Raw genomic sequence first — 26,678 nt, forward strand, 5'->3', positions numbered from 1 at the left:
CGGGCCGGCCGGCAGGGCGTACACCTTAGGAATGAGGATCTACCGTAACCGGGACGAAGCCGGCCGGATACTCGCCGACCGGCTCGCGGGACTGACCGGGCAGCGGGACGTCACCGTGCTCGGGCTGGTCCGCGGTGGGGTGCCGGTGGCCCAGGTCGTCGCCGAGCGGCTCGGCACACCCCTCGACGTGCTGGTGGTACGCAAGCTCGGCGTGCCCTGGGCGTCCGAGGTGGCCTTCGGCGCGCTCGGCCCGAACGGGGTCCGGGTGCTCAACGAGATGGTGGCCGACCGGCTCACACCCGAGGACATCGCCGAGGTGCAGCGCCGCGAGCAGGCGGAACTGGAGCGACGCGAACGCCTCTACCGCGCCGGCCGACCACCGCTGGAGCTGACGGGACGCACCGCCGTCATCGTCGACGACGGCCTGGCCACCGGCGCCACCGCCCGCGCCGCGGTCGCCGTGTCCCGGCAACTCGGCGCCCGCCGGGTGGTGGTCGCCGTCCCCGTCGGCTCCCAGCAGGCGTTCGAGATGCTGTCCGCCGAGGCCGACGAGGTGATCTGCGACCAGCGGCCCGTCGACTTCGGCGCGGTCAGCCAGTACTACGAGGACTTCCGCGAGGTTTCCGACGACGAGGTGACCGAGGCGCTTGCCGCGACCGCGTGACGGAACCGGGTACCTTCGGGTAATGCAGCTCACCTGTCCCAAATGCCACGGAGACATGCGCCAGTACGAGCGCAGCGGAGTCGTCATCGACCAGTGCGGCGAGTGCCGGGGAATCTTCCTCGACCGCGGCGAACTGGAGAAGCTGTTCGAGGCGGAGGCGAACTGGAACCGTCAGCAGGCGGCGGCCGCCCCGACCTCGGCACAGCCGGCCCAGGCGCCCGGCGGGTACCCGCCGCCCCCGCCTCCGCCGCCCGCGCACCAGGCGCACCCGCCGCACCAGCCCGGCTACGGCGCGGTGCCGCCGCCCCCACCCCCGCCGCCCGCGCACGGCTACCCGCCGGCGCCCGCGCCGGCGTACGGCGGGCACTACGGCTACCACGGCCACTACCGCCGCAAGAAGCACCACGGCTTCCTCGGCGAACTGTTCGACTGAGCCGGTCGCCGGCCGTGGTCCCTGGCCGCCGACGTGCCGCACGGGGTGGTTCGTGCGAGGCTGCGTCACATGACAGCCGTCGACCAGCACGAGGCCCTGGCCCAGGCGTACGCCGGCGTCACCGCCGTGGTGGCCCCGCTCGGCGACGAGGATCTGCAACGGCCGACCCGGTGTCGGGGCTGGCACGTCGCCGACCTGCTGTTCCACCTGCTCTGCGACGCCCAGCGGGCGCTGGTCGCGCTCGCCAGTCCCGCCGACGGCCCGGCCGTCGTCGACGGCGTCACCTACTGGCGCGCGTTCCCGTCCGGCGGAGACGGCGCGGCCCGCCACGCCTGGTGGGCCCGGCGCTCGGCCGCCGCCTTCGACCGGCCGAGCGGTGTGGTCCGGGTCTGGACGGACACGGCCCCCGCCGCCGTCCGGGCCGCCGGCGTGGCCGCCCCGGCCGGCTTCGTCACCACCCAGGGGTACGTGCTCCGCGTGCCGGACCTGCTCGCCACGCTCACCACCGAGGCGGTCCTGCACCACCTCGACCTGGTGGTGGACCTCCCGGACGCCCCGCCGCCCGCCGAGCTGCCGGTCCGGGTCGCGGTGACCTCCCTGGCGGGCCTGCTCCCCGACGACGCGGTCCGCCCGGCCGACTGGGGCGACCGCGAGTTCCTGCTCAAGGCCGCCGGCCGGGTGCCGCTGACGGATTCCGACCGGCTCGCGCTCGGCGAGGCCGCCGGCTGGTTCCCGCTGATCGGCTGACCGCGCGTCCGACCATCGCGGCCGTCCGGGCGTCCGCCAGCCCCTCCAGGGCCGACCTGATCAGACGATGGCCATGTCGACGAAGCGGGACAGGTGGAGTTGCGCGGCCACGGTGATGCTGTCCGTCGGCCCGTTTCTGTGCTTGGCCACGATGAAATCCGCTTCACCCGCCCGCGGGGACTCCTTGTCGTAGTAGTCGTCCCGGTGCAAAAGTATCACAACGTCAGCATCTTGCTCAATCGAGCCAGACTCGCGCAAATCGGACAATTGAGGCCGCTTGTCCGTACGCTGCTCCGGACCACGGTTGAGCTGGCTCACCGCGATAACCGGGCACTCGACCTCCTTGGCCAGCAGCTTGAGGCCACGGGACAGGTCCGCGACCTCCTGCTGTCGGCTCTCGGTGCGCTTCGGCGACGTCATGAGCTGGAGATAGTCGACCACGATCAGCTTGAGGTCGTGCTTCTGCTTGAGCCGGCGCGCCTTGGCCCGGATCTCCATCAGGTTCATGCTCGGCGTGTCGTCGACGAAGAGCGGCGCCTCGCTGATCTCGCCCATGCAACGGGCCAGCTTCGTCCAGTCGTCGTCCGAGAGCTGCCCGCTGCGCAGCACGTGCAGCGGCACCCGGGCCTCGGCCGAGAGCAGTCGCATGACGATCTCGACCTTGCTCATTTCCAGTGAGAAGATCGCCGACGCCTGGTTGGCCCTGATGGCCGCGTTCCGGGCGAAGTCCATCGACGCCGTGCTGTTGTGCGTCGGGATCATCGCGTGGCTGGCCAGGTAGAGGTGATCCGGGTTGTCGACGGTGACGCACCGGACCGGCACGCTCGGAACGGGCCGGACGTCCACGATGAACCGGGACGTCGTCCGGACGTCGGACGACGTCCGCCGCCGCGCCACGTGCGCCGCGTGCTTCCGTTCCAACCGGAAGATCCGGTCGGGGGTGGAGAAGTTCAAGGTGTACGCCGTGGAGGAGTCAGCGGTCCGGTCGGGTACCGCCTTCTCGTTGACCGTGCACCGGTAGCCCAGGCTGACGACCAACTCCCGAACGTCCTCGGCGAGTCGCCGGGAGGTGGAGGTGTACTGGAGGTTGCCGGCCGGTGCGACCGTGCCGTCGGTGTCCATGAGGCCGGCGAGCAGGGCCCGGCGCTGCGCCTCGGAGGCCCGGAGGTAGTCCCGGGGGATGTGCTTGTCGGCGGCCACACCCGCCTGGCGGAGCAGCGCCAGGAACGAGCCGTGCCGGGTGCGGCAGTCGGCGCAGCGCAGGATCTGCGGGTTCTCGCGGAGGGCGCGGGTGGAACGCCCGCAGTTGGCGCAACTGCCGTCCGCTCGCCTCGCTGTCGGAGGCAGCAGGATCGTGTAGGCCATCGGGCCGCTCGGCCGGACGACGAACCCGTCCCGCTCGACGTGGTCGATCATCTCGGGGTCGGCGGTGCTGAAGCGGCTCGCGCCGGTGTGCCCGCCGCCGAGCCAGACGCCCAGCGTGTACGGCGGGACGACGAGGTCGCGCTCCGGAAGGCGGAGCGGCCCGCAGTTCTCCACGGCATGGTTGAGCCGACGATCCGTCGTGTCGGTACGCAGGGTGGCCGCGATCTGGGCCGTGGTGACCACCCCGTCGTGGTGCGCCCGGGCTCCCGTCTTGACCTGCCGCTCGGCTCGCTCCAGCAGACCGTTCAGCAGCGGTCCGGCCGGGTAGCCCGGGGCCGTCCAGTTCCGGGCCTTGCCGGCGCGGGTCACCGGCCGGCTGATCCGGCTGTCGGACCCGACCTGCCGGGCGACCGTGTGCAGGACGTTCCGGAACTCCGGGCACACCTGTTCCAGAGTCTCCGCGAGGGTCACCGGTCTCCGGCCGTCCGCGCCGATGGCGGCGTGCGCGGCCCGCACCTTTGCCAGCGAGGACTCTGGCCAGTACTGGCGGACGCGCTGTGCCGGCTGCCGCCGGCTCGCCCTGGTGGTCGTCTTCCACAGGTGCTCGGCGTCGGCCACGATGATCGTGCCGTCCGAGAACTCGACCTCGTAGCAGGGGCGGCCGTGCATGACGTCGAACGCGGCGGTCACCGTGGTCGGGCTGCCGTCCGCGGCGAGCAGCTGGTCGCCGACGGTCACCTCGCCCATGGTCGTCCATCCGTCGGGCGTCGGCAGCGGCGTGTCGAGGGCCAGCGCCTTGCCCAGACCCGGCCGGCCGGCCACGATGATCAATTGCCCTGGGTGCAGGCCGTTCAGCAGCCGGTCCAGGTCGGTGAAGCCGGTCGGCACGCCGGTCATCACGCCGCCCTGCGCGCCGACCGCCTCGATCTCGTCGAGGGTCGGCTGGAGCATGTCCGCCAGTACGGCGAAGTCCTCGCTGACCCGGCGCTCGGTGACCTCGTACACGGCCTGCTGGGCCAGGTCGACGACGTCGTCGACGTCCCGGCTGCCGCCGTTGCCGGTGCCGTACCCGAGCTGAACGATCTTGGTGCCGGCCTCGACCAGCCGGCGGAGCACCGCCCGCTCGCCGACGATGCGGGCGTAGTAAGCGGCGTTGGCGGCGGTGGGCACGCTCGCGATCAGCGTGTGCAGGTACGGGGCGCCGCCGATGCGGGCCAGGTCGCCGGAGTCGGCCAGGGCGGCGGCCACGGTGATCGGGTCGGCGGGCTCGCCCCGGCCGTAGATGTCGAGGATGGCGTCGAAGATGGTGGCGTGCGCCGGCCGGTAGAAGTCGTTGGACTTCAGGATCTCGACGACGTCGGCGATGGCGTCCTTGGACAGCAGCATGCCGCCGAGGACGCACTGCTCGGCGGCCACGTCCTGGGGCGGAGTCCGCTCGAACTGGGCGTCGCGTTGCGCGGGGGCCGGCGGCTGGCCGCCGCGCTGCTCCGTCCGCATGTCGTCGGTGACCGACACCGGGTCCCCCCTCCGCTGCGTCGGCTGCGTTACCGCTCGACCTCCGGCAGCCGCCGCAGATCGTCGCCGCCGGGCGCGACTGTTTCCAATCGGACCGGTCGGGTCGATCGGGGGGTCATCGCACCGTCGGTCGAGAGGCAACCATACGGAACCCGAGGTCAGCGACTCAACCGAAGCGGTGGACGAGCCTCGGGACAACCTGTGGACGCCGGTGGACAAGCATGTGCGCAGGGTGTGCACAGACTGTGGACAACTGTTGGGGAATTCTCGCCCACAGCACCGTGAGCTGCGAAAACTCAATCCACAGCCTGTGGATTAAAATTTCCGGTGAGCTCGGTCAGCCCTTCGTCCCGTACCGCCCGGCAAACGGCTACACCTCGACGGGCCGTGAGGTTCGCCTGCCCGGCCGGAGCCGGACGGGGCCTGGCATGACGAACAGGGCCCGCACCGGCGAACCGGTGCGGGCCCTGTCGTGCTGCTGGTGGGTGTCAGCCCTTGACGACGTTCAGGTCGAACTTGGCGGTCACCTCGGGGTGCAGCTTGACGCTGACCGGGTGCGCGCCGAGCGACTTGATCTGGCCGGACAGCTCCAGCCGACGACGGTCCAGGGTCGGGCCGCCGGCCGCCTTGACGGCGTCGACGACCTCGGCCGGGGTGACCGAGCCGAAGAGGCGGCCGCCGTCGCCGGCGCGGGCCTTCAGGCTGACCTTGAGACCCTCGAGCTGGGCCTTGACCTCGTTGGCGTGGCCGAGGTCGCGGATCTCGCGGGCCGCGCGGGCCCGCTTGATGACCGTGACCTGCTTCTCCGCGCCCTTGGTCCAGGCGATCGCGAAGCCCTGCGGCAGCAGGTAGTTACGGCCGTAGCCGTCCTTGACCTCGACGATGTCGCCGGGGGCACCGAGGCCGGACACCTCCTGAGTCAGGATGATCTTCATATCGGTGCCTCCTCTCAGCGGGCCGTGGCCGTGTACGGCAGGAGCGCCATCTCGCGGGCGTTCTTGACCGCACGGGCGATCTGCCGCTGCTGCTGCGAGGTCACGCCGGTCACCCGCCGAGCGCGGATCTTGCCGCGGTCGGAGATGAACTTGCGCAGCAGCGCGGTGTCCTTGTAGTCGATGTAGGTGATCCCGTCCTTGTCGAGCGGGTTCACCTTCTTCTTCGGCTTGCGAAGTGCCGCAGCCTTGGCCATTGCTCTTGCTCCTGGTTTGCGATCGCGGGCGCTCGGCGCCATTAGAACGGGGGCTCCTCGTCGAAGTTTCCGCCACCCGAACCACCGCGCGAGGGTGCCGGAGCGGCCGAGGCCCAGGGGTCGTCGAAGTTGCCTCCGCCGCCCTGGCCACCACCGCCGCCGAAGCCGCCGCCACCGCCGCCGGAGCGGGACATCTTCTGCACCTTCGCCGTGGCGTAGCGCAGCGACGGGCCGATCTCGTCGACCTCGAGCTCGATGACGGTGCGCTTCTCACCCTCGCGGGTCTCGTACGACCGCTGACGCAGCCGGCCCGACACGATCACGCGGGCGCCGCGCTGCAGCGACTCGGCGACGTGCTCGGCGGCCTGCCGCCAGACGGTGCACGAGAGGAACAACGGCTCGCCGTCCTTCCACTCGCCGGACGCCTTGTCCATGAACCGGGGCGTCGAGGCGACCCGGAACTTGGCGACCGCAGCCCCGGAGGGGGTGAACCGCAACTCGGGGTCATCGGTCAGATTGCCGATGACCGTGATGGTGGTGTCTCCTGCCATGACCATCTCCTCGCGCACTCATCGTTCGCCGTACAGGCTCTCAGAGCCCTCCGACAGCGTCGATGAGGCTGGTCCGGGTGAACCGGGTGTGGATGCTTAGCGCATCTCCGGCCGGATGACCTTGGTGCGCAGCACGGACTCGTTGAGCCGCAGCTGGCGGTCCAGCTCGGCCACCGCCGCGGGCGTCGCCTGCAGGTCGATGACGGCGTAGATGCCCTCGGCCTTCTTGTTGATCTCGTACGCGAGGCGCCGGCGGCCCCACACGTCGGTCTTCTCCACCGAGCCACCCGCGGTCCGGATCACGTTCAGGTACGTGTCGAGCGACGGGGCGACGGTGCGCTCCTCGAGGCTGGGGTCGAGGATCACCATGATCTCGTAATGACGCAAGACGTGCTCACCTCCTGTGGGCTAGCGGCCACGGTCCTTCCGTGGCAGGAGGTCGTGCGTCGTGGCCCGCTCCGGAACGGGGGGACCCGGCCGGATGCGGACAACCGGACCAGGATACCCGGCCCGAACGATCACGCCCGGGCAGGTCGGGCGGACCGGGCGCGGCACCGGGGGCCCGGGCCGACGTCGCGTCGGACCCGGGCCCCCGGTCACGAGGCCGCGGGGCGTCCCGTCCGCATTCCTTGGGTGGGACCTGGGGAGGAACGACCACACCGATGAGGTTGGACCGGAGACGCCCCGCGGAGCTTTATCACGTTGTTATCTGACGGTACTACGGCTCTCGTCACATGTGGGCGGAAATAGAACTTTTCCCCGACATCCTGTGGCGATCCCCTGGGAGTGAGCACCGGGACGGTTGCCGGCCCGCCGGGCCGCGCGCCGGGTGTCCCGCTGCTCCGCCGGCTCGGGCCCGGCGCGCGTTGTGGCCCGCGCGCCGAGAGCTGGCCGTCGATCCCACCCGGTCAACGACCGGGCGCGCCCCGGGGTGACGCCGGCCGATCGAAGGGACACCGCCACCCGGCCCCACCGTCACCCCGGGCGTCGGCCCCGGGACGTAGGCTCGCCTGCATGCGTATCGGAGCCCACGTCGATTCCGCCGACCCGCTGTCGGAGGCGGCCGCCCGGAGGGCCGAGGCCGTTCAGTTCTTCCTCTCCGACCCGCAGGGCTGGAAGGCCCCGACACCGCGGGAGGACGCCGACCGGTTACGTGCGGCCGAGGTCGACCTCTACGTCCACGCGCCGTACGTCGTCAACGTGGCGACGCTCAACAACCGGATCCGGATCCCGAGCCGCAAGCTGCTGCTCGGCCACGCCACCGCGGCGGCCGAGATCGGCGCGAAGGGCCTGATCGTGCACGGCGGCCACGTCAACGCGGGTGACGACCTGGCCGTCGGGTTCGACAACTGGCGCAAGACGTTCGCGTACGCGGCGGAGGCCGGTGGCTTCGCCCTGCCGGTGCTGATCGAGAACACGGCCGGCGGCGACAACGCCTGCGCCCGGCGCCTCGACGCGCTGGCCCGGTTGTGGGACGCCGTCGGCGAGTACGAGGTGGGCTTCTGCCTGGACACCTGCCATGCCCACGCGGGCGGCGAGGAGTTGCTCGACCTGGTCGACCGGGTCAAGGCGATCACCGGGCGGATCGACCTGGTGCACGCCAACAACTCGAAGGACGGGTTCGGCTCGGGCCGGGACCGGCACGACAACCTCGCGGGCGGCACGATCGACCCGGAGCTGGTGGTGGCCGTGATCCGGGCGGCGGACGCGCCGGTGATCGTGGAGACCCCGGGCGGGGCGGACGGCCAGGGCGGCGACATCGCCTTCCTGCGCGACCGGCTCGGGGCGGAGGGTGCGACCGCATGACGACCGACCAGTCCGGCACCGCCGGCAAGGAGCGGGTCCAGCAGCCGTCCGCCGGGGAAGATGGCGAAAAGACTCCCGAGAGGGAGGAAGACCACGCGGACGCCGCCGCCGGGCCGGCGCCCGGGCACGACGAGGACACGGCCGGTGGCAGGAACGCCGACGCCGCCGAGGGCACCGACGGCAAGGACAACGGCGACACGGGCAAGGACGGCGACGCCGGCAAGAACGGCGACACCGGCAAGAACGGCGACACGGGCGACGCCGGCAGGAGCGGGAACGGCGACGCTGGAGAGAGCGTCGACGCCGACAAGCCGGCCGACGCGGACAAGGCAACCGACGGGGACAAGCCGGCCGGCGGGGACAAGGCGGCCGGCGGGGACAAGGCGGACCCGTGGCAGGCGTTCGCCCCCGCACCCGAGCCCGTGCCGGGGCGGGTGCGCCGGGTGCTGCGGGCGGTGGGCCGGTGCCTCGTCCACGAGTGGACGCTGGCCGTGCTGGCCTCGCTGGCGCTGGCCGTCGCGCTCACCTGGCCGACACTGCGCTACCCGCTCTACACGCTGCCGCAGGACTACTGGGACCCGAGCCTCCAGGCCTGGCAGATGGCCTGGTCGGGGCACATCCTGCTGACCAACCCGGCGCAGCTGTGGCAGTCCAACACCTTCTTCCCCGAGCCGTGGAGCTTCGCCTTCTCGGACACCCTGCTGGGCTACGCGCCGGCCGGCATGCTCGGGACCGGCCCCGGGGCCGCCGTGCTGCGTTACAACATCATGTTCGTGCTGGCCCACGCGCTGGCCACGCTCGGCGCGTACGCGCTGGCTCGGCAGCTCGGCGCGGGCCGCGCGGGCGCGGCGGTGGCCGGGGCCGGCTACACGTACGCCCCTTGGCTGCTCGCCCAGGCCGGGCACCTGCACGTGGTCTCCAACGGCGGCATTCCGCTGGCGCTGGCCATGCTGGCCCGGGGGCACGGCTGGTCCCTGCGCCACGGCTACCGTCCGGAGCGGCGGCACGCCGGCTGGGCGTTCGCCGGGTGGCTGGTGGCGGCGTGGCAGCTCAGCCTGGGCTTCGGCGTCGGGCTGCCGTTCGCGTACTTCCTGGCGGGGGCGACGCTGGTCGCCACGGTGGCCTGGTTCGTCCGGCGCCGGTCGGCCCGGCGGCCGTTCGGGTTCCGGCTCCTCGTCGCCGACGGGCTGGGCGCGGCGCTCTTCGCCGGGGTGGGCGGGCTGCTGGCCGTCCCCTACTTCAAGGTCGCCGAGTTGCACCCGAACGCCGCGCGGACCCTCGCCGACATCGACGTCTACTCCCCGCCGTTCTGGGGCTTCTTCACCGCCCCCGCCGAGTCCCGGGTCTGGGGAGACCTGCACGAGGGCGCGCGGTCGGCGCTGCCCTGGCCCCCGGAGATGACCCTGCTGCCCGGCTTCGTGCTGTACGCGCTGGCCGCCGGCGGGCTGTTCTTCTCCGTGTGGCGGGTGCGGCACCGGCTGCTGCTGCTGGCCGGGGTGCTGGTGACCGCCGTCCTCGCGATGGGCACCCGGTTTTTCGACGGCACGTTCACCTACGGTCTGCTGTTCGAGTACCTGCCGGGGTGGAACGGGCTGCGCACCCCCGGGCGGATGATGCTCTGGACGACGCTCCTGCTCGGCCTGCTCGCCGCCGGCGCGGTCAGCGCCTTCGCCGTGCGGGTACGCGAGCTCGCCGCCGAACGGGTGCCGCCGTGGCCCGGCCCGTGGCTGCGGCTGGCGACCGTGTTGCCGCTGCTGCTGGTGATCGCCGAGGGGCTGAACGCGACGCCGCACCCGGTGGTGCCGGCCCAACCCGCCGCGATGCGCCTGGTGGACGGCCCGACCCTGGTGCTGCCGAGCAGCCAGAACCTCGACCAGCCGGTGATGCTCTGGTCGACCAGCCGGTTCCAGGACGTCGTCAACGGCGGCAGCGGCTTCACCCCGGCCCGGCAGGCCGAGATCCGTCAGGTCACCGAGACCTTCCCGAGCCAGGCCAGCGTCACGTACCTGCGCGACCTGGGCGTCCGCAACGTGGTGCTGCTGCGCGACCGGATCGCCGGCACGCCGTGGGAGACGACGATCGACGCCCCGGTCGACGCGCTGGGCGTCACTCGCGAAGAAATCGGGAACGCGGTGGTCTTCCACATCCCGCGGTGAGTGCTCCGAGGGGCCGCCGGTCGTGGCACGCCATGGCCGGCGGTCCCTCGTTCCCGGGTGGGTTCACGCGACGCCGGCGCCCGCCGGTACGGCCCCCGCGTCCGAGGACCGGTGTCGCCGACGGAGGTACCACGGCGCGTCCGGGGCCCCGTTCAGCACCCCGCCGTCCGGGTCGTCGAGATACGTGTGCCGCACGACGTCCCGCTCCGGCCGCAGGATGTCCCTGACGACGAGGACGCAGAGCAGCACCACCGTGCCGAGCCGCAACGACGACGCGAGGACGAAGACCCCCTCGGGGAAGACCGGCCGGCCGGTGGAGGCGCCGAGCAGCTCCCCGTAGAAGGCGGCGAAGTAGCAGACCTCGGCGAGCTGCCAGGCGAGGAAGGCGCCCCATCGGGGGCGGGCGAGCACCGCCAGCGGCAGCAGCCAGAGCACGAACTGCTGCGACCACACCTTGCTGAAGATCAGGAACGCCGCGACCACCAGGAAGGAGAGCTGGGCCAGCCGGGGTCGGCGGGGCGCCACCCAGACCAGCGCGGCCACGCCGAGGCAGGCCAGGCCGAAGAGGGCGTACGAGAGGTAGTTCAGGGTGGGGATGTTGGCGTTCAGCCACTGGAACGGCCCCTGCTCGCCGGGCAGCCCGATGTTCACCTTGCCGTCGAGGTATCGGCCGATGTACCAGAGGGTGCCCCAGTCGATGGGGCGGGTGGTGTTCAGCTCGAAGAAGCGGTCCCAGTTGTCGCGGTAGGGAACGGCGGCCGGCAGGTTCACCGCCACCAGGGCGACCACGGCGGTGGCCAGCGCGGTCAGCGCGGCACGGAGCTTGTTCGCCCGCAGGGCGAGCACCAGGATCGGCCCGAGCAGGAACAGCGGCCACATCTTCGCGGCGCCGGCCAGACCGAGCAGCACCCCGGCCACCGCCGGCCGGCGTCTCGCCCAGGCCGCGAGCCCGAAGGCGGCGAGCCCGATCGCGAGGAAGTCCCAGTTGACCGTGGCGGTCAGGAAGAGCGCGGGGGCCAGCGCGAAGAGGGCGGCGTCCCAGGGTCGTCGCCGGCGCAGGGCGAGGATCACCGCGGCCGTGCCGACGGCGAGCGCGCTGAGGGTGAGCGCGTTCAGGTTGTAGAACCACTGTCCCTGGTTGACCTGGGGGTCCTCGACGCCGAGGGCGTGCACCGGCAGGCCGAGCGCGCCCATGAAGTAGCCGGTGAGCACGGGGTACTCCACCGGGTGGTCCCGGTACGGCACCTTGCCCTCGTTGAGCCCCTCGGCGTAGTAGAGCGCCAGCACGTCGGTGTAGCACATCCGGGTGTACTGCACGTTGTTCTGCCAGGCGCCGTCCTGGCAGGGCGACTTCTGCACCCAGTGCAGGGCGAGGGTCAGGCAGGCCAGGGCCAGGACGATCCGGGCCGCCGTCCAGAACCGCCGGTCGTGGCCGGCGGGGCGGTCCAGGGCCACCGCGTGGTCGCCGAGCGGGCCACCGATCGCCTCGGACGCGCCGCGGACGAATCCGTCCGAGTGGGACGGGTGGTCGGTGCTCCCGGCGTCGTCGATGCCGGCCGTCGACTGGGTGCTCATGAGAAGGCATCCTGCCGTACGTCGGCCGCCCGGACGAACACTCCGCGGCTACGAGAGGGCACCGGACACGCGAACGGCGGCCGGAAGGTGATCCGGCCGCCGTTCGCGATGGTGCCTGTCGTCGCTACTCCCGAACGCGGGTCAGGGTGGTGGGCAGCAGCCCTCCGCCGGTCCCGCCCCCGCCCGGCCGGGGATCGGTCGGGCCGCCCGGGCCGTTGGGGTTCGTGGGGGTGGTCGGGGTCTGCTGCGGGCATCCGAAGATGCTCATCGGCCCGCAGTCCTGCTGTCCGGGCGTCGGCGTCGGCGGGGGCGGCTGGGTGCCGTTGCCGGCGTCCTGGTCGCCCATGCCCGTGACCGACGGCAGGCTCTCCTTGTCCCTGCCGTCCAGCGCCGCGTTCATGTACCGCTGCCAGATGGCGCCCGGCAGCCCGGAGCCGCCGATGTCCTTGCCGTTCCTGTCCCTGATCTCCGGCTTCTTCGGGTTCTTGCTGCCCACCCAGACGGCGGTGGCGATCTGCGGGGTGTAGCCGACCATCCAGGCGTGCGCGTTGTCGTCGCTGTCGTACTCCCAGGTGCCGGTCTTGCCGGCGGCCTCCCGGCCGTTCTCCAGCGAGCGGTTGTTCGGCCCGGGGATCTGCTTGAGGACGGCGGTGACCTCCTTGGCCACGTCGCTGCGGATCCGCTGCTGCGGCCGGAGCCGCTCGCCGTTCACCAGCACCCACTTGCCGGTGTCCACGTTCTGCTGCTCGACCTTCAGCACGAAGTGGGCCTTGTTGTACTTGCCGTCGTTCGCGAGCGTCGCCAGGCCGTTCGCGTGGTCGAGCACGGTCACCGGGTACTGGCCGTAGCCGATCACGTGGTAGAAGGGCGAAGGCGCGACGTCCTCGCCTTTCTTCTTGGTCAGGTCGATCGGCTTGGGCGGGTTGTCGGACGTGGTCCACATGGTGGTGACGCCCGCCGCCCGGGCGATGTCGACCACCTTCGCCGGCCCGATCTTCTCGGTGACGTGGTAGAAGGGCACGTTGTACGACCGGATCGTGGACTCCTCCAGGGTGCACCACTTGCCGCAGACACCGGCGCCGCGGCCGGCGTTCTGCACCTCGTTCTTGAAGCCCTTGGGCTTGAACGGGGTGGCGTCCCAGTGCGACTTCACGGAGATGCCGTCGTTGATCGCGGCGGCCAGCGTGTAGACCTTGAACGACGAGCCCGGTGGGTGGCCGCCGGTGAGGTTGCCGTTGGAGTCGGTGTTCTTGCCGGCGTAGTCGAAGTCCGCGCCGCTGTCGCCGCCGTAGTACGCCAGCACCCGGCCGGTCTTCGGGTCGATCGACACGACCGCCGCCATCAGGTTGGGGAGCTGGTCGGCCAGCTCGGAGTTCTTCTTCGCCCGCATCGCGGTGTTCTCGACCGCGGTCTGGAGCTTCGGGTCGATCGTGGTCTGGATGCGGTAGCCACCGTCGCGCAGCGCGTCGACGCAGCTGATCTTCCCCGCCGCCCCGGAGTTGGAGCAGATGCCCATCTGCTCCATCTCCTCGCGGACGTAGTTGATGACGTTGCCGCGCGGGGTCTTCACGCCGAAGGCGGCCGAGCCCGCCTTCTTCGGGTCGAGCGTCTTCGGGTACTGGTCGTCGGTGGGCCGCTGCGGCTTGTTCGCCGCGTTGAGCCAGCCCTCGGCGACCATGCCGTCGAGCACGTACGTCCACCGCGACTTCGCGTCGGTCGGGTTGACCGCCGGGTCGTAGCCCTTGTGGGCATCGCTTGAGACCGGCTGCTTGATCAGCGCGGCGAGCACCGCCGCCTGGGCGACCGTGAGCTGCTTGGTGTGCACCCCGAAGTAGGTCTGCGCCGCCGCCTCGATGCCGTACGCGCCCCGCCCGAAGTAGATCACGTTGAGGTAGTGCTCCATGATCTCGGACTTGGTGTACTGGTCGTTCAGCTTCGAGGCGAGGATCGCCTCCTTCACCTTCCGGGCGTACGTGTCGTCCTTCAGGCTTGCGTAGGCGTTGCGGGCGTACTGCTGGGTGATGGTCGACGCACCCTGCTTGTCGCCGCCGGTGAAGTTGTTCCAGGCGGCCCGGATGATGCCCTTGTAGTCGACGCCCGAGTGCCGGTAGAAGTTCCGGTCCTCGGCGGCGGCCACCGCGTCCTGCACGTGCTGCGGGATCTCGCCGATCTTGACGAGCTGGCGGTTCTGGTCGCCGAGCTTGGCGAGGACCGTCTTGTTGTCCTTCGCGTACACGGTGGTGGACAGCGGCATCGGCACCTGTTCGGGCAGCACCACGGTCGTGGAGTAGTAGGTGAAGCCGACGACGCCGATGCCCGCGAGCATGATGAAGACGGCGAAGCCGGCGATCATCATGTTGATCCGCCGGCGCTTCTTCGCCCGCGCGACGGCGTCCGGGTCGGCCGCACCGCCACCGCGGCGACCGCCACGACCCGGCCCGGTCGGCCCGCCGGGGCCACCCGGACCACCCGGGCCACCGAAGCCCGGGGCGGACGCGGCCCTACCGACGGAGGCCCGACCGGCCGGCCCGCCCACCGCCGCGGCACCGACGCTGGCCCGGCCGGCGGAGCCGACGCTCGCCCGGCCCGCCGAACCGACGCCGACCGAGGCGCGCCCGGCCGACGCGCCACCGGCTGCCGGAGACACGGGCACCGAGGCGCGGCCCGCGCCGGCACGGCCGGCCGGCGCGCCGCCGGGAGCCGGCGACACGGGCACCGACGCGCGGCCGGTGCCCCCGCGCCCAGCCGAGGCGGAACCCACCGAGGCCGAGCCGGACGCACCGCCGCGCGGCGGCACGGACGCGGAGCCGCCCACCGACGCCCGGCCGGCGGAGGCAGCGCCCCGGGGCGCCACGGAGGCACGGCCCGGCGTTGCCGCACCCTCTGATGACCAGCTGTCGCGGGCGGCACCGCCGCGGTGGTACGCGTCGCCCGCGCCGGGGTCGCCGTCGGCGCCCGGGATCTGGGCCCGCCCACGCGAAGAGCTGGGATCGTACGAGTTCATTCCTCACACCCTGCCGGTCGCGGTGGGACGCAGCCGCGTCGCCACCGGGTTGCCGTGAGCTGAAACACGCGATGTCGCCGCCCGAGCCAGCCGGGTCGGCCGCGTAGCTTTCGGATCAATCGGACTATTCGCGCCAAAGAGCATCCGGTCGTCCCGCCTCCTCCACCTCGGGCCAACCGGGTCAGCCGCGTTCACCGTTGCGCCTCTCGCCTCCGCCGGGCGACCGGGCCGGTACCCGCAGTCGACGCCGGACCGCCGGCCGCGTCCCGCTCCGTACCGTTCTCCGCGTCGCCGACCAACCCGTCCCGGCCGAGCAGGAACTGCTCGACGAGATGGTTCCAGTCACAGCCGGGGCACACCTCCACCACGAAGACCTGGAACTCACGCAGCGTCATCGCCAGGACGGACAACTCGGCCAGGTTACGCGCCTGACCCGCAGACTGCTTGAGTTCGTCACCGTAAATGTAATGGACATGCACGAGGTTCTCGCTGCGACATATCGGGCAGCGCTCCTCCGTCGGCTCACCGTGGAACCGGGCGGCGTTCTTCAGGTACGGCGACGCGTCGCAGACGTCGTGGGTGCCGACCCGGCTGGTCAGGAGCTCGCGCAGCACCGCTCGCTTCCGGAGCGAGTAGTCGACGACCCGGCGCTGCGTACGCATGCGGAAGAGGGTACGCGGTCCGGCCCGACGAGGCGACCGCCGTCACAATCAGTGATCCCGACACCCCGAAACAGGGGTTTGCCCTGATCATGGGTGAGCCGCTACCGTGCGATGTATCGGACCGATACATCGCGGTGGTTACCTCTCCGCGTCGGGGGTAAGAGGGGGTGGCCCGTGCTCGAGCTCGCCATCCTCGGTCTCCTGCAGGAGTCCCCGATGCACGGCTACGAACTCCGCAAGGAGTTGGCGGCCAAGTTGGGTGCGATCCGGGCGGCCATCAGCTACGGCTCGCTCTACCCGACCCTGCGCCGACTGCAGGCGGCGGGGTGGATCACCGAAGCCGCCACGACACCCGCGACCGCCGAGGAGGTTCCCGCGCTGACCAGCCGACGAGGTCGGGTGGTCTACGAAATCACCGCAGAGGGCAAGGAACGCTTCGCCAAACTGATCGCGCAGGCCGGTCCCGAGACGTACGACGACACGGGATTCGGCGTGCACTTCGCGTTCTTCGCCCGCACGGACCAGGCGACCCGCCTGCGGATACTGGAGGGTCGCCGCCGCAAGATCGAGGAGCGCCGCGAGGGGCTTCGCGACGTGCTGGCCCGGGCGGCGGAACGCCTCGACGCGTACACCCTGGAACTGCAACGCCACGGTCTCGATGCCTGTGAGCGTGAGGTCCGCTGGCTGGAGGAGCTCATCGCCAACGAGCGCTCCGGTCGTGCCCCGACGGTCCCGCAACCCGGGACGGCCGGCGGCAGAGCAAACGAAAGCCCGCCTCCACCTGGAGAGTCCAGGAAAGAGCGGCCGTGATGAAAGAAGAAGGAGGCAGACGCTATGGGCTCCGTCCGCGTCGCCATCGTCGGTGTGGGTAACTGCGCCTCGTCGCTCGTGCAGGGCGTGGAGTACTACCGGAACGCCGACCCGACCGACCGCGTCCCGGGTCTCATGCACGTCACCTTCGGCGACTACCACGTCTCGGACGTGGAGTTCGTCGCGGCGTTCGACGTGGACGCCAAGAAGGTGGGCATGGACCTCGCGGAGGCGATCGTCGCCAGCGAGAACAACACGATCAAGCTGTGCGACGTGCCGCCGACCGGCGTGACCGTGCAGCGCGGCCCGACGTTCGACGGCCTGGGCCAGTACTACCGTGAGATCATCGAGGAGTCGGACGCCGCGCCGGTCGACGTGGCCCAGGCGCTGCGCGACGCCCGGGTCGACGTGGTCGTCTCCTACCTCCCGGTGGGCTCCGAGGAGGCCGACAAGTTCTACGCCCAGGCCGCGATCGACGCCGGCTGCGCGTTCGTCAACGCCCTGCCGGTCTTCATCGCCTCCGACCCGGTGTGGGCGAAGAAGTTCGAGGACGCGGGCCTGCCGATCGTCGGCGACGACATCAAGAGCCAGGTCGGCGCCACCATCGTGCACCGCGCGCTGGCGAAGCTGTTCGAGGACCGCGGCGTCGAGCTGCTGCGCACGTACCAGCTCAACTTCGGCGGCAACATGGACTTCATGAACATGCTGGAGCGCAACCGGCTGGTCTCGAAGAAGATCTCGAAGACCCAGTCGGTCACGTCCCAGATCCCGCACGAGATGAGCAAGAGCGACGTGCACATCGGCCCGTCGGACCACGTGCCGTGGCTGGACGACCGCAAGTGGGCGTACATCCGCCTGGAGGGCCGCTCCTTCGGCGACGCCCCGCTCAACGCCGAGCTGAAGCTCGAGGTGTGGGACTCGCCGAACTCGGCCGGCGTCATCATCGACGCCGTCCGGGCCGCGAAGATCGCCCTGGACCGCAAGATCGGCGGCCCGATCCTGTCGGCCTCGTCGTACTTCATGAAGTCCCCCCCGGTGCAGTACGCCGACCACGAGGCGCACGCCGCCGTCGAGGCGTTCATCGCCGGTGAGGTCGAGCGCTGACGCGCTGACCACAGCACGACCGAGGGCCGGGTCCGCACGGACCCGGCCCTCGGTGCGTCAGCAGGCCCGGTCAGCTGCCGGACCAGGCGCGTCGCAGGGCGACGCCCGCTTCCAACTCCAGCAGCGTCACCTTGCGCGGCAGGCCGCCACCGAAGCCGACGAGCCTGCCGCCCGCGCCGACGATCCGATGACAGGGCACGATCACGGGAATCGGGTTCCGGTTGCAGGCCACCCCGACCGCCCGGGCCGCCCCCGGATCCCCGACCGCCTTCGCCACCTCGCCGTAGGTCAGCGTCTCCCCGTACGGGATGCAGGTCATCTTCCGCCACACCGCGCGCTCGAACTCCGAGCCCCGGCGCACCACCACCGGGACCGTGAAGTCGGTCAGCTCGCCGGCGAAGTACGCCCGCAGCTCCGCCAGCGCCCGGCCGGACAGCTCGTCGACCGGCGTCTCGGCCGCCGACTCCACCCGGCCGAAGTGCGCGCCGCACACCCCGTCGTCGTCGGTGGCCACGGAGAACTCGCCGATCGGGGAGTCGAGCACGGTCCAGCGCACCCGCCGATTATCCCTCCGGGTCGCGCCCGGCGATCGGCACCAGGGTCTCCCCGGCGAGGGGCCTCCCGGCCGCGTCGAGCGGGGTCACCGGGACGTCCTCGTCGGCCTCTGTCAGAACGGACGCGGGGACCAGGAACACCTGGGAGTGGACGCTCGCCCGCGCCGCCGCCTCGCCCGACCCCACGGAGACGGCCCGCGCTCCGGGCGTAGGCACGCGACCGACGAGCCCGCCCAGCACCTCGCTCGCGGTGTACTCCGTGCCGCCTCCCATTGCTCCGACGGCCGCCTCGTGCCGGTTGGCGGCGAGGCGCTCGACGTACCAGCCGGACGGTCCCGTGAAGAGGCGCAGCGTGTGGTCGCCCGGCAGGACGACCGTGTCGGCGAGCGCGTAGCCGTCGGGCGGTCGCCACTGTTGCCGCGGCTGCGCCGGCGAGTCGGGGGCGAACACGACGACGGCTGCGACGACGAGTGCGGCGGCGGCGAGCCCGAGCAGGCTCCGCGCGTTCGTCCGGGCCCTGGAGGCGTCCATCACGCCATCGTCGCAGCCACCCGCCATTGTCGGCATCCCCGGTAGCACCGCCGGAGGCGTTGCGTCGCGTCGGTACGGTCGGGCCGTGGCCACGGGGACCCTCATCTTTCTCGTCATCGGCGGTGCGGGCGTCGGCGTGCTGGCGCTGGCTCTGCTCGGCACCGAGTTGCTCCACTTCGGCCACGCCGACGTGGACGGGCCGGTGTCGGTCGAGGCGGTCGCGGGGTTCGCGGGCGCGTTCGGCTTCGGGGCCGCGATCGTCAACGAGCTGCTCGGTGGGCGTACCCCCGGCATGATCGCGGCGGCGGCGGCCGGCGGCGCGCTCGCGGCGGTGCCCACGGCGTGGCTCGCGGCCCGGCTCAGCCGGTCGGCGCGGAACATGCGCACCGACCCCACCCCCACCCGCAACGACCTCGTCGGCGCGCTCGGCCTGGTCGTGACGCCGGTGCCGGCCGACGGCTACGGCGAGGTACGGGTCCGCCTCGCCGGCCAGCCGGTGAAGCTGAACGCCCGCGCCGACCGGCCGATCCCCCTGGGCGCCCGGGTCTTCGTGGTGGAGGCCCTGAGCGAGACCAGCGTGCACGTCGAAACGTACTGAGAACCTTCCCGCAGAGACGGAAAACCCATGCCCCTCGTCATCGCCATCGGCGGCGCAGTCCTCCTCGCCGTCGTCCTCGTCCTGTTCGTGCTCTCCCGGATCAAGGTCGCCGGGCCCAACGAGGCGTTCATCGTCACCGGGCGCAAGGGCCGCACCACCCAGACCGCGGACGGCGGTCGGTCCACCGACATGTCCGGCCAGAAGGTCGTCCTCGGCGCGTCGGTCTTCGTCCTGCCGGTGGTGCAGAAGCTGCAGTCGCTGGACCTGTCCAGCCGGCGGATCGACGTCGGCATCAAGGGCGCCGTGAGCAAGCAGGGCATCCGCACCGAACTGCACGGCGTGGCCATCGTCAAGGTCGGCGGCACCGAGGACGCCATCCGCGCCGCCGCCCAGCGCTTCCTGCACCAACAGTCCGAGATCGACAACTTCACCCGGGAGGTGCTGGCCGGCGCGCTGCGCTCGATCGTCGGCCGGCTCACCGTCGAGGAGATCATCCGGGACCGGGCTGCGTTCGCCAGCGCGGTCGCCGAGGAGGCCGAGCACTCGATGACCAACCAGGGTCTGGTGCTCGACACGTTCCAGCTCCAGGACATCCTGGCCGAGGGGTCGTACCTGCAGGACCTGGGCCGGCCGGAGGCGGCGCGGGTGCTCAAGGACGCCTCGATCGCCGAGGCCCGGGCCCGGCAGCAGGCCGAGCAGGAGCGGCTGCTGGCCGAGGGGGCCATCGCCGAGGCGAACCGGAACCTGGCGCTGAAGCAGGCCGCCATCCAGGCCGAGATCGACGCCGCCAAGGCGAAGTCGGCGGCGGCCGGGCCGCTCGCCCAGGCCGAGCGGGACCAGGCGATCCTCTCCGAGCAGCAGAAGGTGGCCGAGCGCAACGCCGAGCTGAAGCAGCGTCAGCTCGACACGGAGGTGCGCAAGCCGGCCGACGCGGCCCGGTACAAGGTCGAGCAGGAGGCCGAGGCGGCCCGCAACGCTGCAGTGCTCAACGCCGACGCGCAGCGGCAGGCCACGATCGCCGCCGCGCAGGCCGCCGCGGAGCAGGCCCGGCTCACCGGTGAGGGCGAGCGGGCCCGGCGGGCCGCGCTGGCCGAGGCGAACGCGATCGAGGGCGCCAAGGAGGGCGAGGCCGAACAGCGCCGGCGTACCGCCATCGCCGAGGCGGTCGAGCGGGAGGGTCAGGCCGAGGCCGCGGCCATCCTGGCCAAGGGTCAGGCGGAGGCCGAGGCGATGGCCCGCAAGGCCGAGGCGTTCGCCGCGTACGGGGAGGCCGCGGTGCTGGACCTGCTGGTCCGGGTGCTGCCGCAGGTGGTCGAGGCGGCCAGCGCCCCGATCGGCGCGATCGACAAGATGACGGTGATCTCCACCGACGGCGCGTCGTCGCTGACGAAGTCGGTGGCGAGCAACGTGGCGCAGGGGCTCCAGCTCGGCACCGACCTGACCGGCATCGACCTGGCCGGCCTGCTCGCCCGGCTCTCGTCCGCCCGGTCGGGCGACGGCGCGGTCGCGGTCGCGGGGCCGGCCGATGGCACGCCGGCCCGGAGCTGATCCGCAGGCGACACATCCGCTGGCCGGGCCCGGTGACGGGCCCGGCCAGCGTCGTTCGGGGCCGGAAACGGGCAGCGCCCGCCGGCGCCACCCCGGTCGGGGCGGTGCCGGCGGGCGCCGGGTGGTGCGGATCCGTCAGGCGATGCCGATGGTGAACTGCTCCCAGGAGCCGACGGAGGTGCTCTTGGCGATCAGCGGCTTGCTGCCGCCGCTGTCCGCCTTCACGATCTTCAGGTTCGCGTTGGCGTACAGGTGGACGGTGCCGTCCGGGTGGTGCCAGTCGACGTAGTACGCCTCCCAGGCGTTGATCGAGCTGGCCTTGGCCAGCAGCGGCAGGGAGCCGCCGCTCTGCGCGGTCACGTACCGGTTGTTGACCAGCGCGCGGAGGGCGATCCAGCCGTCACCGAGGTCGACGAGCTCGAACCTCTCCCAGGTGCTGACCGCGCTGCTCTTGGCGATCAGCGGCTTGCTGCCCGCGCCGTCGGCCGCGACGTACTTGCCGTTGGCCATGGACTTGAGGCTGACGCTGCCGTCGGTGTTGTTGACCAGCTGGAACTTCTCCCAGGTGCCGACCGCGCTGCTGCGGGCGATCAGCGGCTTGCTGCCGCCGCTCTCCGCCACGACGTACTTGCCGTTGGCCTTCGACTTGAGGGCGATCAGCCCGCTGCCGAGGGACACGACGTCGAACTTCTCCCACGTCTGGAGCTGCCAGCTCTTGGCGAGCAGCGGCAGGCTGCCGCCGCTCTGCGCCACGACCAGGCTGTCGTTGATCCGGGCCCGCAGGCCGACGGAGCTGCGGGTGATCACCGCGGAGCCGACGTGCAGCAGCCGGTCGATGCTGCCGGTGGGGCCGACCACCGCGCCGGAGATGCCGGTGGTGACGATGCTGTTGCGCACCTGCTGCGGGGTCCAGCTCGGGTTCTGGGCGAGCAGCAGCGCCGCCGCGCCGGCCACGTGCGGCGCCGCCATCGAGGTGCCGTTCAGCGTCGCCGTCGCGGTGGTGCTCCCGGTGTAGGCGGAGGTGATGCCGACGCCGGGGGCGAAGATGTCCAGGCAGGAGCCGTAGTTCGAGAACCCGGCCTTCATGTCGATCCGGTCGGTGGCGCCGACGGTGATCGCGGCCGACGTCCGGGCCGGGGAGTAGGCGCAGGCGTCGTCCGCCTCGTTGCCCGCGGAGACGGTGTAGGTGACACCCGCGGCGATGGAGGCGGCGACCGCGTCGTCCAGGGACAGGTCGGTCGGGCCGCCGAGGCTCATGTTCGCCACGGCCGGCTTGTCGGAGCTCAGGGCCTGGCCGGTCACGAAGTCGATGCCGGCGACGACCTCCTCGGTGGTGCCAGAGCCGTCGCAGTCGAGCACACGCACCGCGACCAGGTTGACGTCCTTGGCGACGCCGTACCGGGTGCCGCCCACCGTGCCCGCGACGTGCGTGCCGTGGCCGTTGCAGTCGGTGGTGATGCCGTCGTAGACCGCGTTGAAGCCGAAGCTCGCACGGCCCCCGAAGTCCTCGTGGTTGATGTCGATGCCGGTGTCGATGATGTATGCGGTGACATCGCTGGCCGACGCCGACGGGTAGTTGTAGGTGCCGCCCAGCTTGGGGGTGGTCTGGTCGATCCGGTCCAGGCCCCAGGAGGGCGGGTTGGACTGGCTGCCGTCCAGCTTGTACCGGCGGACCGGCTGGACGTACTCGACGTCCGGGTCGGCCGCCAGGCGCTTCGCCTGGGCGGGCGTGAGCTGCGCGGAGTAGCCACGCAGGCCACTGGTGAAGACCTTGCGGACCGTGCCGCCGTTGCTCTTCGTCAGCGCGTTCACGGCGCTGCGGGTGGCCTTCGGGGTGGCCTTGTCGTTCTTGAGCTTCACGATGTAGCGGCCCGGCACGACGGCGCCGACACCCTCCCGCGCCTGCGGGCGGGCCGGGGCGGTGAGGGTGGGCCGTACCGCGTTGGCGGCGTCCAGGCCGAGCGGGTCCGGGCTGGCCTGGGGGGCCGGGGTCGTGGTGGGTTCGGCCATCGCGGCACCGGCCGTGGTGGCGCAGACGATGGAGGTGACGGAGGCGAGGGCGATCCCGGCCACCGCGGTGCGGCGCATACCGCCACGGAATCTCACTGAATGATCTCCCCGTTGGGTCATCGGCCGTCCATGCCGAACGGCCGGAAACGATGAGACAGCCTCGTCTGACGACACGAGGCCGGAACGATGTTCCACCATCATGGATGCTGGTGAAAGGAAATTACCTCAGTCGATCGGGCGACACGACAGCGTACGGTTGTCACTTTTCCGACCGTTCGGATGATCTTAGGACCGGACGGAATACCGGGGACACGGGCGGCCCCCTCAGTCGGTGACGCCCTGCTCGCGGGCCCAGCGGAGCAGCTCCGCCTCCGCCTCCTCGCGGTCCAGCGGGCCGCGTTCCAGCCGCAGCTCCTTGAGGTGCTTCCAGGCCCGCCCCACGATCGGCCCCGGCGGTACGCCGAGCAGCTCCATGATCGCGTTGCCGTCCAGGTCGGGGCGGACCCGGGCCAGGTCCTCCTCCGCCGCGATCCGGGCGATCCGCTCCTCCAGCGCGTCGTAGTCGGCGGCGAGCTGGGCGGCCTTGCGACGGTTGCGGGTGGTGCAGTCCGAGCGGGTCAGCTTGTGCAGCCGGGGCAGCAGGTCGCCGGCGTCGGTGACGTACCGGCGCACCGCCGAGTCGGTCCACTCGCCGCGGCCGTACCCGTAGAAGCGCAGGTGCAGGCCGACCAGCTTGGCCACCTGGGTGGTGACGTCCTTCGGGTAGCGCAGGGCCTTCATCCGGGCCTTGGTCAGCCGCGCGCCGACCACCTCGTGGTGGTGGAAGCTGACCCGGCCGTCCGACCCGACCGCCTTGGTGGCCGGCTTGCCGACGTCGTGCATGAGCGCGGCCAGCCGCAGGATGAAGTCGCAGCCGTCCGTCTCGTACGACACGGCGTTACGGACCACGGTGAGGGTGTGCTCGTAGACGTCCTTGTGCTGGGCGTGCTCGTCGATCTCCAGCTTGAGCCCGGTCAGCTCGGGCAGGAAGCGGTCGGCCAGCCCGGTGTCGACCAGCAGCCGCAGCCCGGTGACCGGGTCCGCGCCGCAGAGCAGCTTGGTGAACTCGTCCCGGATCCGTTCGGCGGTGATCCGGTCCAGGTCGGCGGCCATCGCGGTCATCGCCTCGCGTACGTCCGGATGCACGGCGAAGCGCAGTTGGGCGGCGAAGCGGGCCGCCCGCAGCATCCGCAGCGGGTCGTCGCGGAACGACTCGACGGGGGTACCGGGGGTGCGGATCACCTTCGCCGCGAGGTCGTCGAGGCCGCCGTACGGGTCGGCGAACCGGTGCTCGGGCAGGCTCACGGCCATCGCGTTGATGGTGAAGTCGCGCCGCCGCAGGTCCTCGGTGAGGCTGGTGCCGTACTCGACGATCGGGTTGCGGCTCACCTGGTCGTACGCCTCGGCGCGGAACGTGGTGATCTCCAGCCGCAGCCCGTCGCGCTGGCAGCCGATGGTGCCGAACTCGCGTCCGGTCTCCCAGATCGACTCCGCCCAGCCGCGGACGATCCGCACGGTCTGGTCGGGGTGGGCGTCGGTGCAGAAGTCGAGGTCCTCGCCGAGCCGGCCGAGCAGGGCGTCGCGCACGGAGCCGCCCACCAGGTGCAGCTCGTGGCCGGCCCTGGCGAACCGGCGACCCAGTTCGTCGGCGACCGGGGAGACGCGGAGCAGTTCGGCGACGGCGTTGCGCTGGGCGGCGGTGAGCTCGCGGCGGTCGGCGGCGTGGGCAGCGGAGGATTCGGACATGGGATCGCCAGACTATCGGGCCGCCTCGGGAACTGGTCCGCCGGGCGTGGTTGGCACCGGCGAGTTGACTAAGAGGTCGCGCAGATAGGTCAAGATCATGGGCGCCGGGCGCGCGGACCCGGTCACCGCCGCGGCGTTCGCGCAGCCGGGATTCCTGCTGGGCGGTCCACGGGTCGGCCAGTTCAGCGATCAGCTTGCCCAGCCTGCGCCGTGGGATGCCGGTACAGATACGATGAGAAAGGCCGTGCGGGCCCATCTTGACGTCACAATCATGATCGTCCCGCACGGCCGTTTCCATGATCGAAGCGGGTCAGTCAGCTATCGCGCAATCCCGTTAGCCAGCGCGTACGCGCCGGTGCCGACGCTGGGCTTTAGGAGCCGTCCGGTGTGTAACGCACCCGAGACAGAGCGGGGACAGGCTGTTCCCGGGCCCAATTGCCGGCCTGCATGGCGTTGTCGTCTTCGGTCGTGGTGGTCAGTCGCGAGTACTGCTGCATGCTCTGGTTGAGCTTGTCCAGGCCCTGCTGGACCTTCTGGAAGCCGGCCAGCCACTGCTGGACGGCCTCAAGGAACCGCGGCGCGGCCGTGTCGCTCGACCACGAGCGGATCAGCGCCTCGGTTGCGGCCACGACGTTCCGGTGGCTGTCCCTGGCCTCGGTCTGGGCCTGAGCGAACGCCACGACCATGCCGGTGATGGTCGCCTCGTCGGCCATCAGGCCGAACTCGCCACCCACGACCCGGTGCGGTGGACCTGCCCAACCGGATTCACCAGGCAATCTGTTGGGTGTTGTCATAATGACTCCTTGTCTGTCATCCGGCGGCTGTCGCGCCGGAAGGTCCGTGACGTGGTCGCGCCCGCCACGTCCGTCCGGTGGGTCGGGCCGCGGCGGCAGCAGCCGGGCCGGGACTCCGGGTCAGGGTGCCGCCAGGCCAGCGCGTCCTGCTGTTCCGCCGCGTACTGGCGGATCTGCCCCCTGGTCTGGAACAGGTAGCGGAAGTAGTCGCGCCGGTCGCCGTTGATCCGCTGGTTGCGGTTGCCGTTGGTCATCGTCATCTGGAACACGGCCACACGCGGCATGCCGCCGCCCATCTCGACCAGCATGACCATGCCCATCAGGACTCTGAGCGAGTTGCTCATCATCATGAACATGAACCCGCCGGTCATCAGCAGAGGCTCCACAGGATCATCCCGAGCGAGCGGAACCCGGCGGGCTGGACCTCCGAAACGACCGGCGGCTCCCGCAGGGTGATCTCGCCGTGCGGCAGCTCGGGCCCGTTGCGGCGGGCCGGCCGCCGGATAATCTGGTGGTCACATCCCTTACACGGCTGCGAGCCGGAAAGGGTTGACCGGTACCGGGATCGAGACTGTTCGCACGGCTGATATGCCCCTAAAGCCCCCTAAAGCCCGTTCGATCGACAAGTCGATCTATGGTGCGGGAATGATCATGAGGGAGGGAACCGGCCGTCGCCGGCCGCGCAGGTGGTTGCTGCACCTCGCCGCCGGCCTGGCGCTGTGCACCGGAGCGCCGGCCGCCGCTGGCGTGGGCTGGACAGCGGCGAGGACGTACGAGGCGGACCAGGGCCAGCCGTCGCCGGACAGTGCCGCAAACGTCTTCATGCTGGCCGTGTCGACGGGCGAGGAAATTGGGCTGCGATCAGCACTGGCACCGCAGCGCCGTGACGAGCTTCTCAACGAGTGGCGAGGCATCCGGCGGGACATCACCCGAACCGACCCGCAGCCGTCGAAGGTCAGCACGGGTGTCTTCGTCGTCGAGCACCAGGACGACGACCGCGCCCAAGTCGTGACCGACGTTCAGGCAGTGTGGTGGGGCGAGGGGTTTAGAGGTCGCGCAGATAGGTCAAGATCATGGGCGTCGGGTGGGACGGTTGTCCCAGCGGTAGAGGGTCCATGCCTGCCGGATCAGGCTACGTAGAGTGATGATTGCGTCGGCGAGGTCGAAGAACGCGTCGATGACGCGTTCTCGGCGTTCGTAGCAGCGTTGCAGGCGGTTGAAGGCGTTGTGCCAGGCGTTCGTCCGCTCGACATGCCACCTGCGGCCCGCCTGGATGG

At 71.4% G+C, this 26,678-nt stretch carries 23 protein-coding genes and 1 pseudogene; 9 read left to right on the forward strand and 15 right to left on the reverse strand.

Annotation, left to right across the window (positions count from 1 at the left end; all coding sequences use genetic code 11):
• Nucleotides 1-31 precede the first annotated feature (31 nt).
• The 3 genes from ABGB16_RS08320 (at nucleotide 32) to ABGB16_RS08330 (ending at nucleotide 1,844) form a co-directional block, all read left to right on the forward strand.
• Nucleotides 32-664 carry a phosphoribosyltransferase family protein gene (locus ABGB16_RS08320; RefSeq protein ID WP_347667377.1) on the forward strand — a complete coding sequence of 211 codons (633 nt, stop codon included), beginning with the start codon at nucleotides 32-34 and terminating at the stop codon, nucleotides 662-664.
• A gap of 22 nt (nucleotides 665-686) precedes the next feature.
• Nucleotides 687-1,097 (forward strand): zf-TFIIB domain-containing protein, encoded by a 411-nt coding sequence (locus ABGB16_RS08325; protein WP_347667378.1) that lies wholly within the window; start codon nucleotides 687-689, stop codon nucleotides 1,095-1,097.
• Nucleotides 1,098-1,166: 69 nt separating this feature from the next.
• Nucleotides 1,167-1,844 (forward strand): maleylpyruvate isomerase N-terminal domain-containing protein, encoded by a 678-nt coding sequence (locus ABGB16_RS08330; protein WP_347667379.1) that lies wholly within the window; start codon nucleotides 1,167-1,169, stop codon nucleotides 1,842-1,844.
• A gap of 60 nt (nucleotides 1,845-1,904) precedes the next feature.
• On the opposite strand, the gene dnaB is transcribed toward ABGB16_RS08330, so the two are convergent.
• From dnaB to rpsF, 5 genes are all read right to left on the reverse strand, one after another.
• Nucleotides 1,905-4,724: a replicative DNA helicase gene (gene dnaB, locus ABGB16_RS08335; protein WP_347667380.1), complete on the reverse strand. Its 2,820-nt coding sequence runs from the start codon at nucleotides 4,722-4,724 to the stop codon at nucleotides 1,905-1,907.
• Nucleotides 4,725-5,212: 488 nt separating this feature from the next.
• Nucleotides 5,213-5,659 (reverse strand): 50S ribosomal protein L9, encoded by a 447-nt coding sequence (gene rplI, locus ABGB16_RS08340; RefSeq protein WP_347667381.1) that lies wholly within the window; start codon nucleotides 5,657-5,659, stop codon nucleotides 5,213-5,215.
• 14 nt (nucleotides 5,660-5,673) lie between these two features.
• A complete protein-coding gene (rpsR, locus tag ABGB16_RS08345; RefSeq protein ID WP_007073789.1) occupies nucleotides 5,674-5,913 on the reverse strand; it encodes a 30S ribosomal protein S18 in 240 nt (79 codons plus the stop codon).
• 41 nt (nucleotides 5,914-5,954) lie between these two features.
• Nucleotides 5,955-6,482, reverse strand: a complete 528-nt coding sequence (locus ABGB16_RS08350) for a single-stranded DNA-binding protein (RefSeq protein WP_176731587.1) — start codon at nucleotides 6,480-6,482, stop codon at nucleotides 5,955-5,957.
• A 78-nt stretch (nucleotides 6,483-6,560) separates the two neighbouring features.
• Nucleotides 6,561-6,851, reverse strand: coding sequence for a 30S ribosomal protein S6 (rpsF, locus tag ABGB16_RS08355; protein ID WP_076468436.1), 291 nt, complete (start codon nucleotides 6,849-6,851; stop codon nucleotides 6,561-6,563).
• Between the two features lie 627 nt (nucleotides 6,852-7,478).
• Here rpsF and ABGB16_RS08360 point away from each other — a divergent pair.
• A complete protein-coding gene (locus ABGB16_RS08360; RefSeq protein WP_347667382.1) occupies nucleotides 7,479-8,270 on the forward strand; it encodes a deoxyribonuclease IV in 792 nt (263 codons plus the stop codon).
• A complete protein-coding gene (locus ABGB16_RS08365; RefSeq protein WP_347667383.1) occupies nucleotides 8,267-10,426 on the forward strand; it encodes a hypothetical protein in 2,160 nt (719 codons plus the stop codon). Before ABGB16_RS08360 ends, ABGB16_RS08365 begins: the two co-directional genes overlap by 4 nt.
• A gap of 63 nt (nucleotides 10,427-10,489) precedes the next feature.
• On the opposite strand, the gene ABGB16_RS08370 is transcribed toward ABGB16_RS08365, so the two are convergent.
• The 3 genes from ABGB16_RS08370 to ABGB16_RS08380 all read right to left on the reverse strand — a co-directional run bounded on the left by ABGB16_RS08370 (nucleotide 10,490) and on the right by ABGB16_RS08380 (nucleotide 15,667).
• The gene (locus ABGB16_RS08370; RefSeq protein ID WP_347667384.1) at nucleotides 10,490-12,001 is read right to left on the reverse strand and encodes a glycosyltransferase 87 family protein; all 1,512 of its coding nucleotides are present in this window, start codon (nucleotides 11,999-12,001) and stop codon (nucleotides 10,490-10,492) included.
• A gap of 124 nt (nucleotides 12,002-12,125) precedes the next feature.
• On the reverse strand, nucleotides 12,126-15,005 hold the full coding sequence (locus ABGB16_RS08375) for a transglycosylase domain-containing protein (RefSeq protein WP_347667385.1): 2,880 nt from the start codon (nucleotides 15,003-15,005) through the stop codon (nucleotides 12,126-12,128).
• A 191-nt stretch (nucleotides 15,006-15,196) separates the two neighbouring features.
• Nucleotides 15,197-15,667: a DUF5318 domain-containing protein gene (locus ABGB16_RS08380; protein WP_347667386.1), complete on the reverse strand. Its 471-nt coding sequence runs from the start codon at nucleotides 15,665-15,667 to the stop codon at nucleotides 15,197-15,199.
• Between the two features lie 174 nt (nucleotides 15,668-15,841).
• Between ABGB16_RS08380 and ABGB16_RS08385 the strand changes: the two genes are divergently transcribed.
• The gene (locus tag ABGB16_RS08385; RefSeq protein ID WP_347667387.1) at nucleotides 15,842-16,477 is read left to right on the forward strand and encodes a PadR family transcriptional regulator; all 636 of its coding nucleotides are present in this window, start codon (nucleotides 15,842-15,844) and stop codon (nucleotides 16,475-16,477) included.
• A gap of 24 nt (nucleotides 16,478-16,501) precedes the next feature.
• Nucleotides 16,502-17,581: an inositol-3-phosphate synthase gene (locus tag ABGB16_RS08390; RefSeq protein WP_347667388.1), complete on the forward strand. Its 1,080-nt coding sequence runs from the start codon at nucleotides 16,502-16,504 to the stop codon at nucleotides 17,579-17,581.
• Nucleotides 17,582-17,651: 70 nt separating this feature from the next.
• Here the strand turns inward: ABGB16_RS08390 and ABGB16_RS08395 are convergent, their stop codons facing one another.
• Nucleotides 17,652-18,137, reverse strand: coding sequence for a methylated-DNA--[protein]-cysteine S-methyltransferase (locus ABGB16_RS08395; protein WP_347667389.1), 486 nt, complete (start codon nucleotides 18,135-18,137; stop codon nucleotides 17,652-17,654).
• A 7-nt stretch (nucleotides 18,138-18,144) separates the two neighbouring features.
• The gene (locus ABGB16_RS08400) at nucleotides 18,145-18,666 is read right to left on the reverse strand and encodes a hypothetical protein (protein ID WP_347667390.1); all 522 of its coding nucleotides are present in this window, start codon (nucleotides 18,664-18,666) and stop codon (nucleotides 18,145-18,147) included.
• Nucleotides 18,667-18,751: 85 nt separating this feature from the next.
• On the opposite strand from ABGB16_RS08400, the gene ABGB16_RS08405 reads away from it, so the two are divergent.
• Nucleotides 18,752-19,264, forward strand: coding sequence for a hypothetical protein (locus ABGB16_RS08405; RefSeq protein ID WP_347667391.1), 513 nt, complete (start codon nucleotides 18,752-18,754; stop codon nucleotides 19,262-19,264).
• A 27-nt stretch (nucleotides 19,265-19,291) separates the two neighbouring features.
• Complete coding sequence (locus ABGB16_RS08410; protein ID WP_347667392.1) at nucleotides 19,292-20,812, forward strand: SPFH domain-containing protein; 1,521 nt, start codon at nucleotides 19,292-19,294, stop codon at nucleotides 20,810-20,812.
• A gap of 135 nt (nucleotides 20,813-20,947) precedes the next feature.
• On the opposite strand, the gene ABGB16_RS08415 is transcribed toward ABGB16_RS08410, so the two are convergent.
• From ABGB16_RS08415 to ABGB16_RS08435, 5 genes and pseudogenes are all read right to left on the reverse strand, one after another.
• Nucleotides 20,948-22,900, reverse strand: a complete 1,953-nt coding sequence (locus tag ABGB16_RS08415) for a S8 family serine peptidase (protein ID WP_347667393.1) — start codon at nucleotides 22,898-22,900, stop codon at nucleotides 20,948-20,950.
• A gap of 246 nt (nucleotides 22,901-23,146) precedes the next feature.
• Nucleotides 23,147-24,607: a CCA tRNA nucleotidyltransferase gene (locus ABGB16_RS08420; RefSeq protein WP_347667394.1), complete on the reverse strand. Its 1,461-nt coding sequence runs from the start codon at nucleotides 24,605-24,607 to the stop codon at nucleotides 23,147-23,149.
• Between the two features lie 371 nt (nucleotides 24,608-24,978).
• Complete coding sequence (locus tag ABGB16_RS08425) at nucleotides 24,979-25,341, reverse strand: WXG100 family type VII secretion target (RefSeq protein WP_347667395.1); 363 nt, start codon at nucleotides 25,339-25,341, stop codon at nucleotides 24,979-24,981.
• 56 nt (nucleotides 25,342-25,397) lie between these two features.
• The gene (locus ABGB16_RS08430) at nucleotides 25,398-25,787 is read right to left on the reverse strand and encodes a hypothetical protein (protein ID WP_347667396.1); all 390 of its coding nucleotides are present in this window, start codon (nucleotides 25,785-25,787) and stop codon (nucleotides 25,398-25,400) included.
• A 685-nt stretch (nucleotides 25,788-26,472) separates the two neighbouring features.
• Nucleotides 26,473-26,678 (reverse strand): annotated as a pseudogene (locus ABGB16_RS08435) (IS5/IS1182 family transposase); the annotation flags it as partial.

The organism is Micromonospora sp. B11E3 (assembly GCF_039871625.1).
Taxonomy (GTDB): Bacteria; Actinomycetota; Actinomycetes; order Mycobacteriales; family Micromonosporaceae; genus Micromonospora.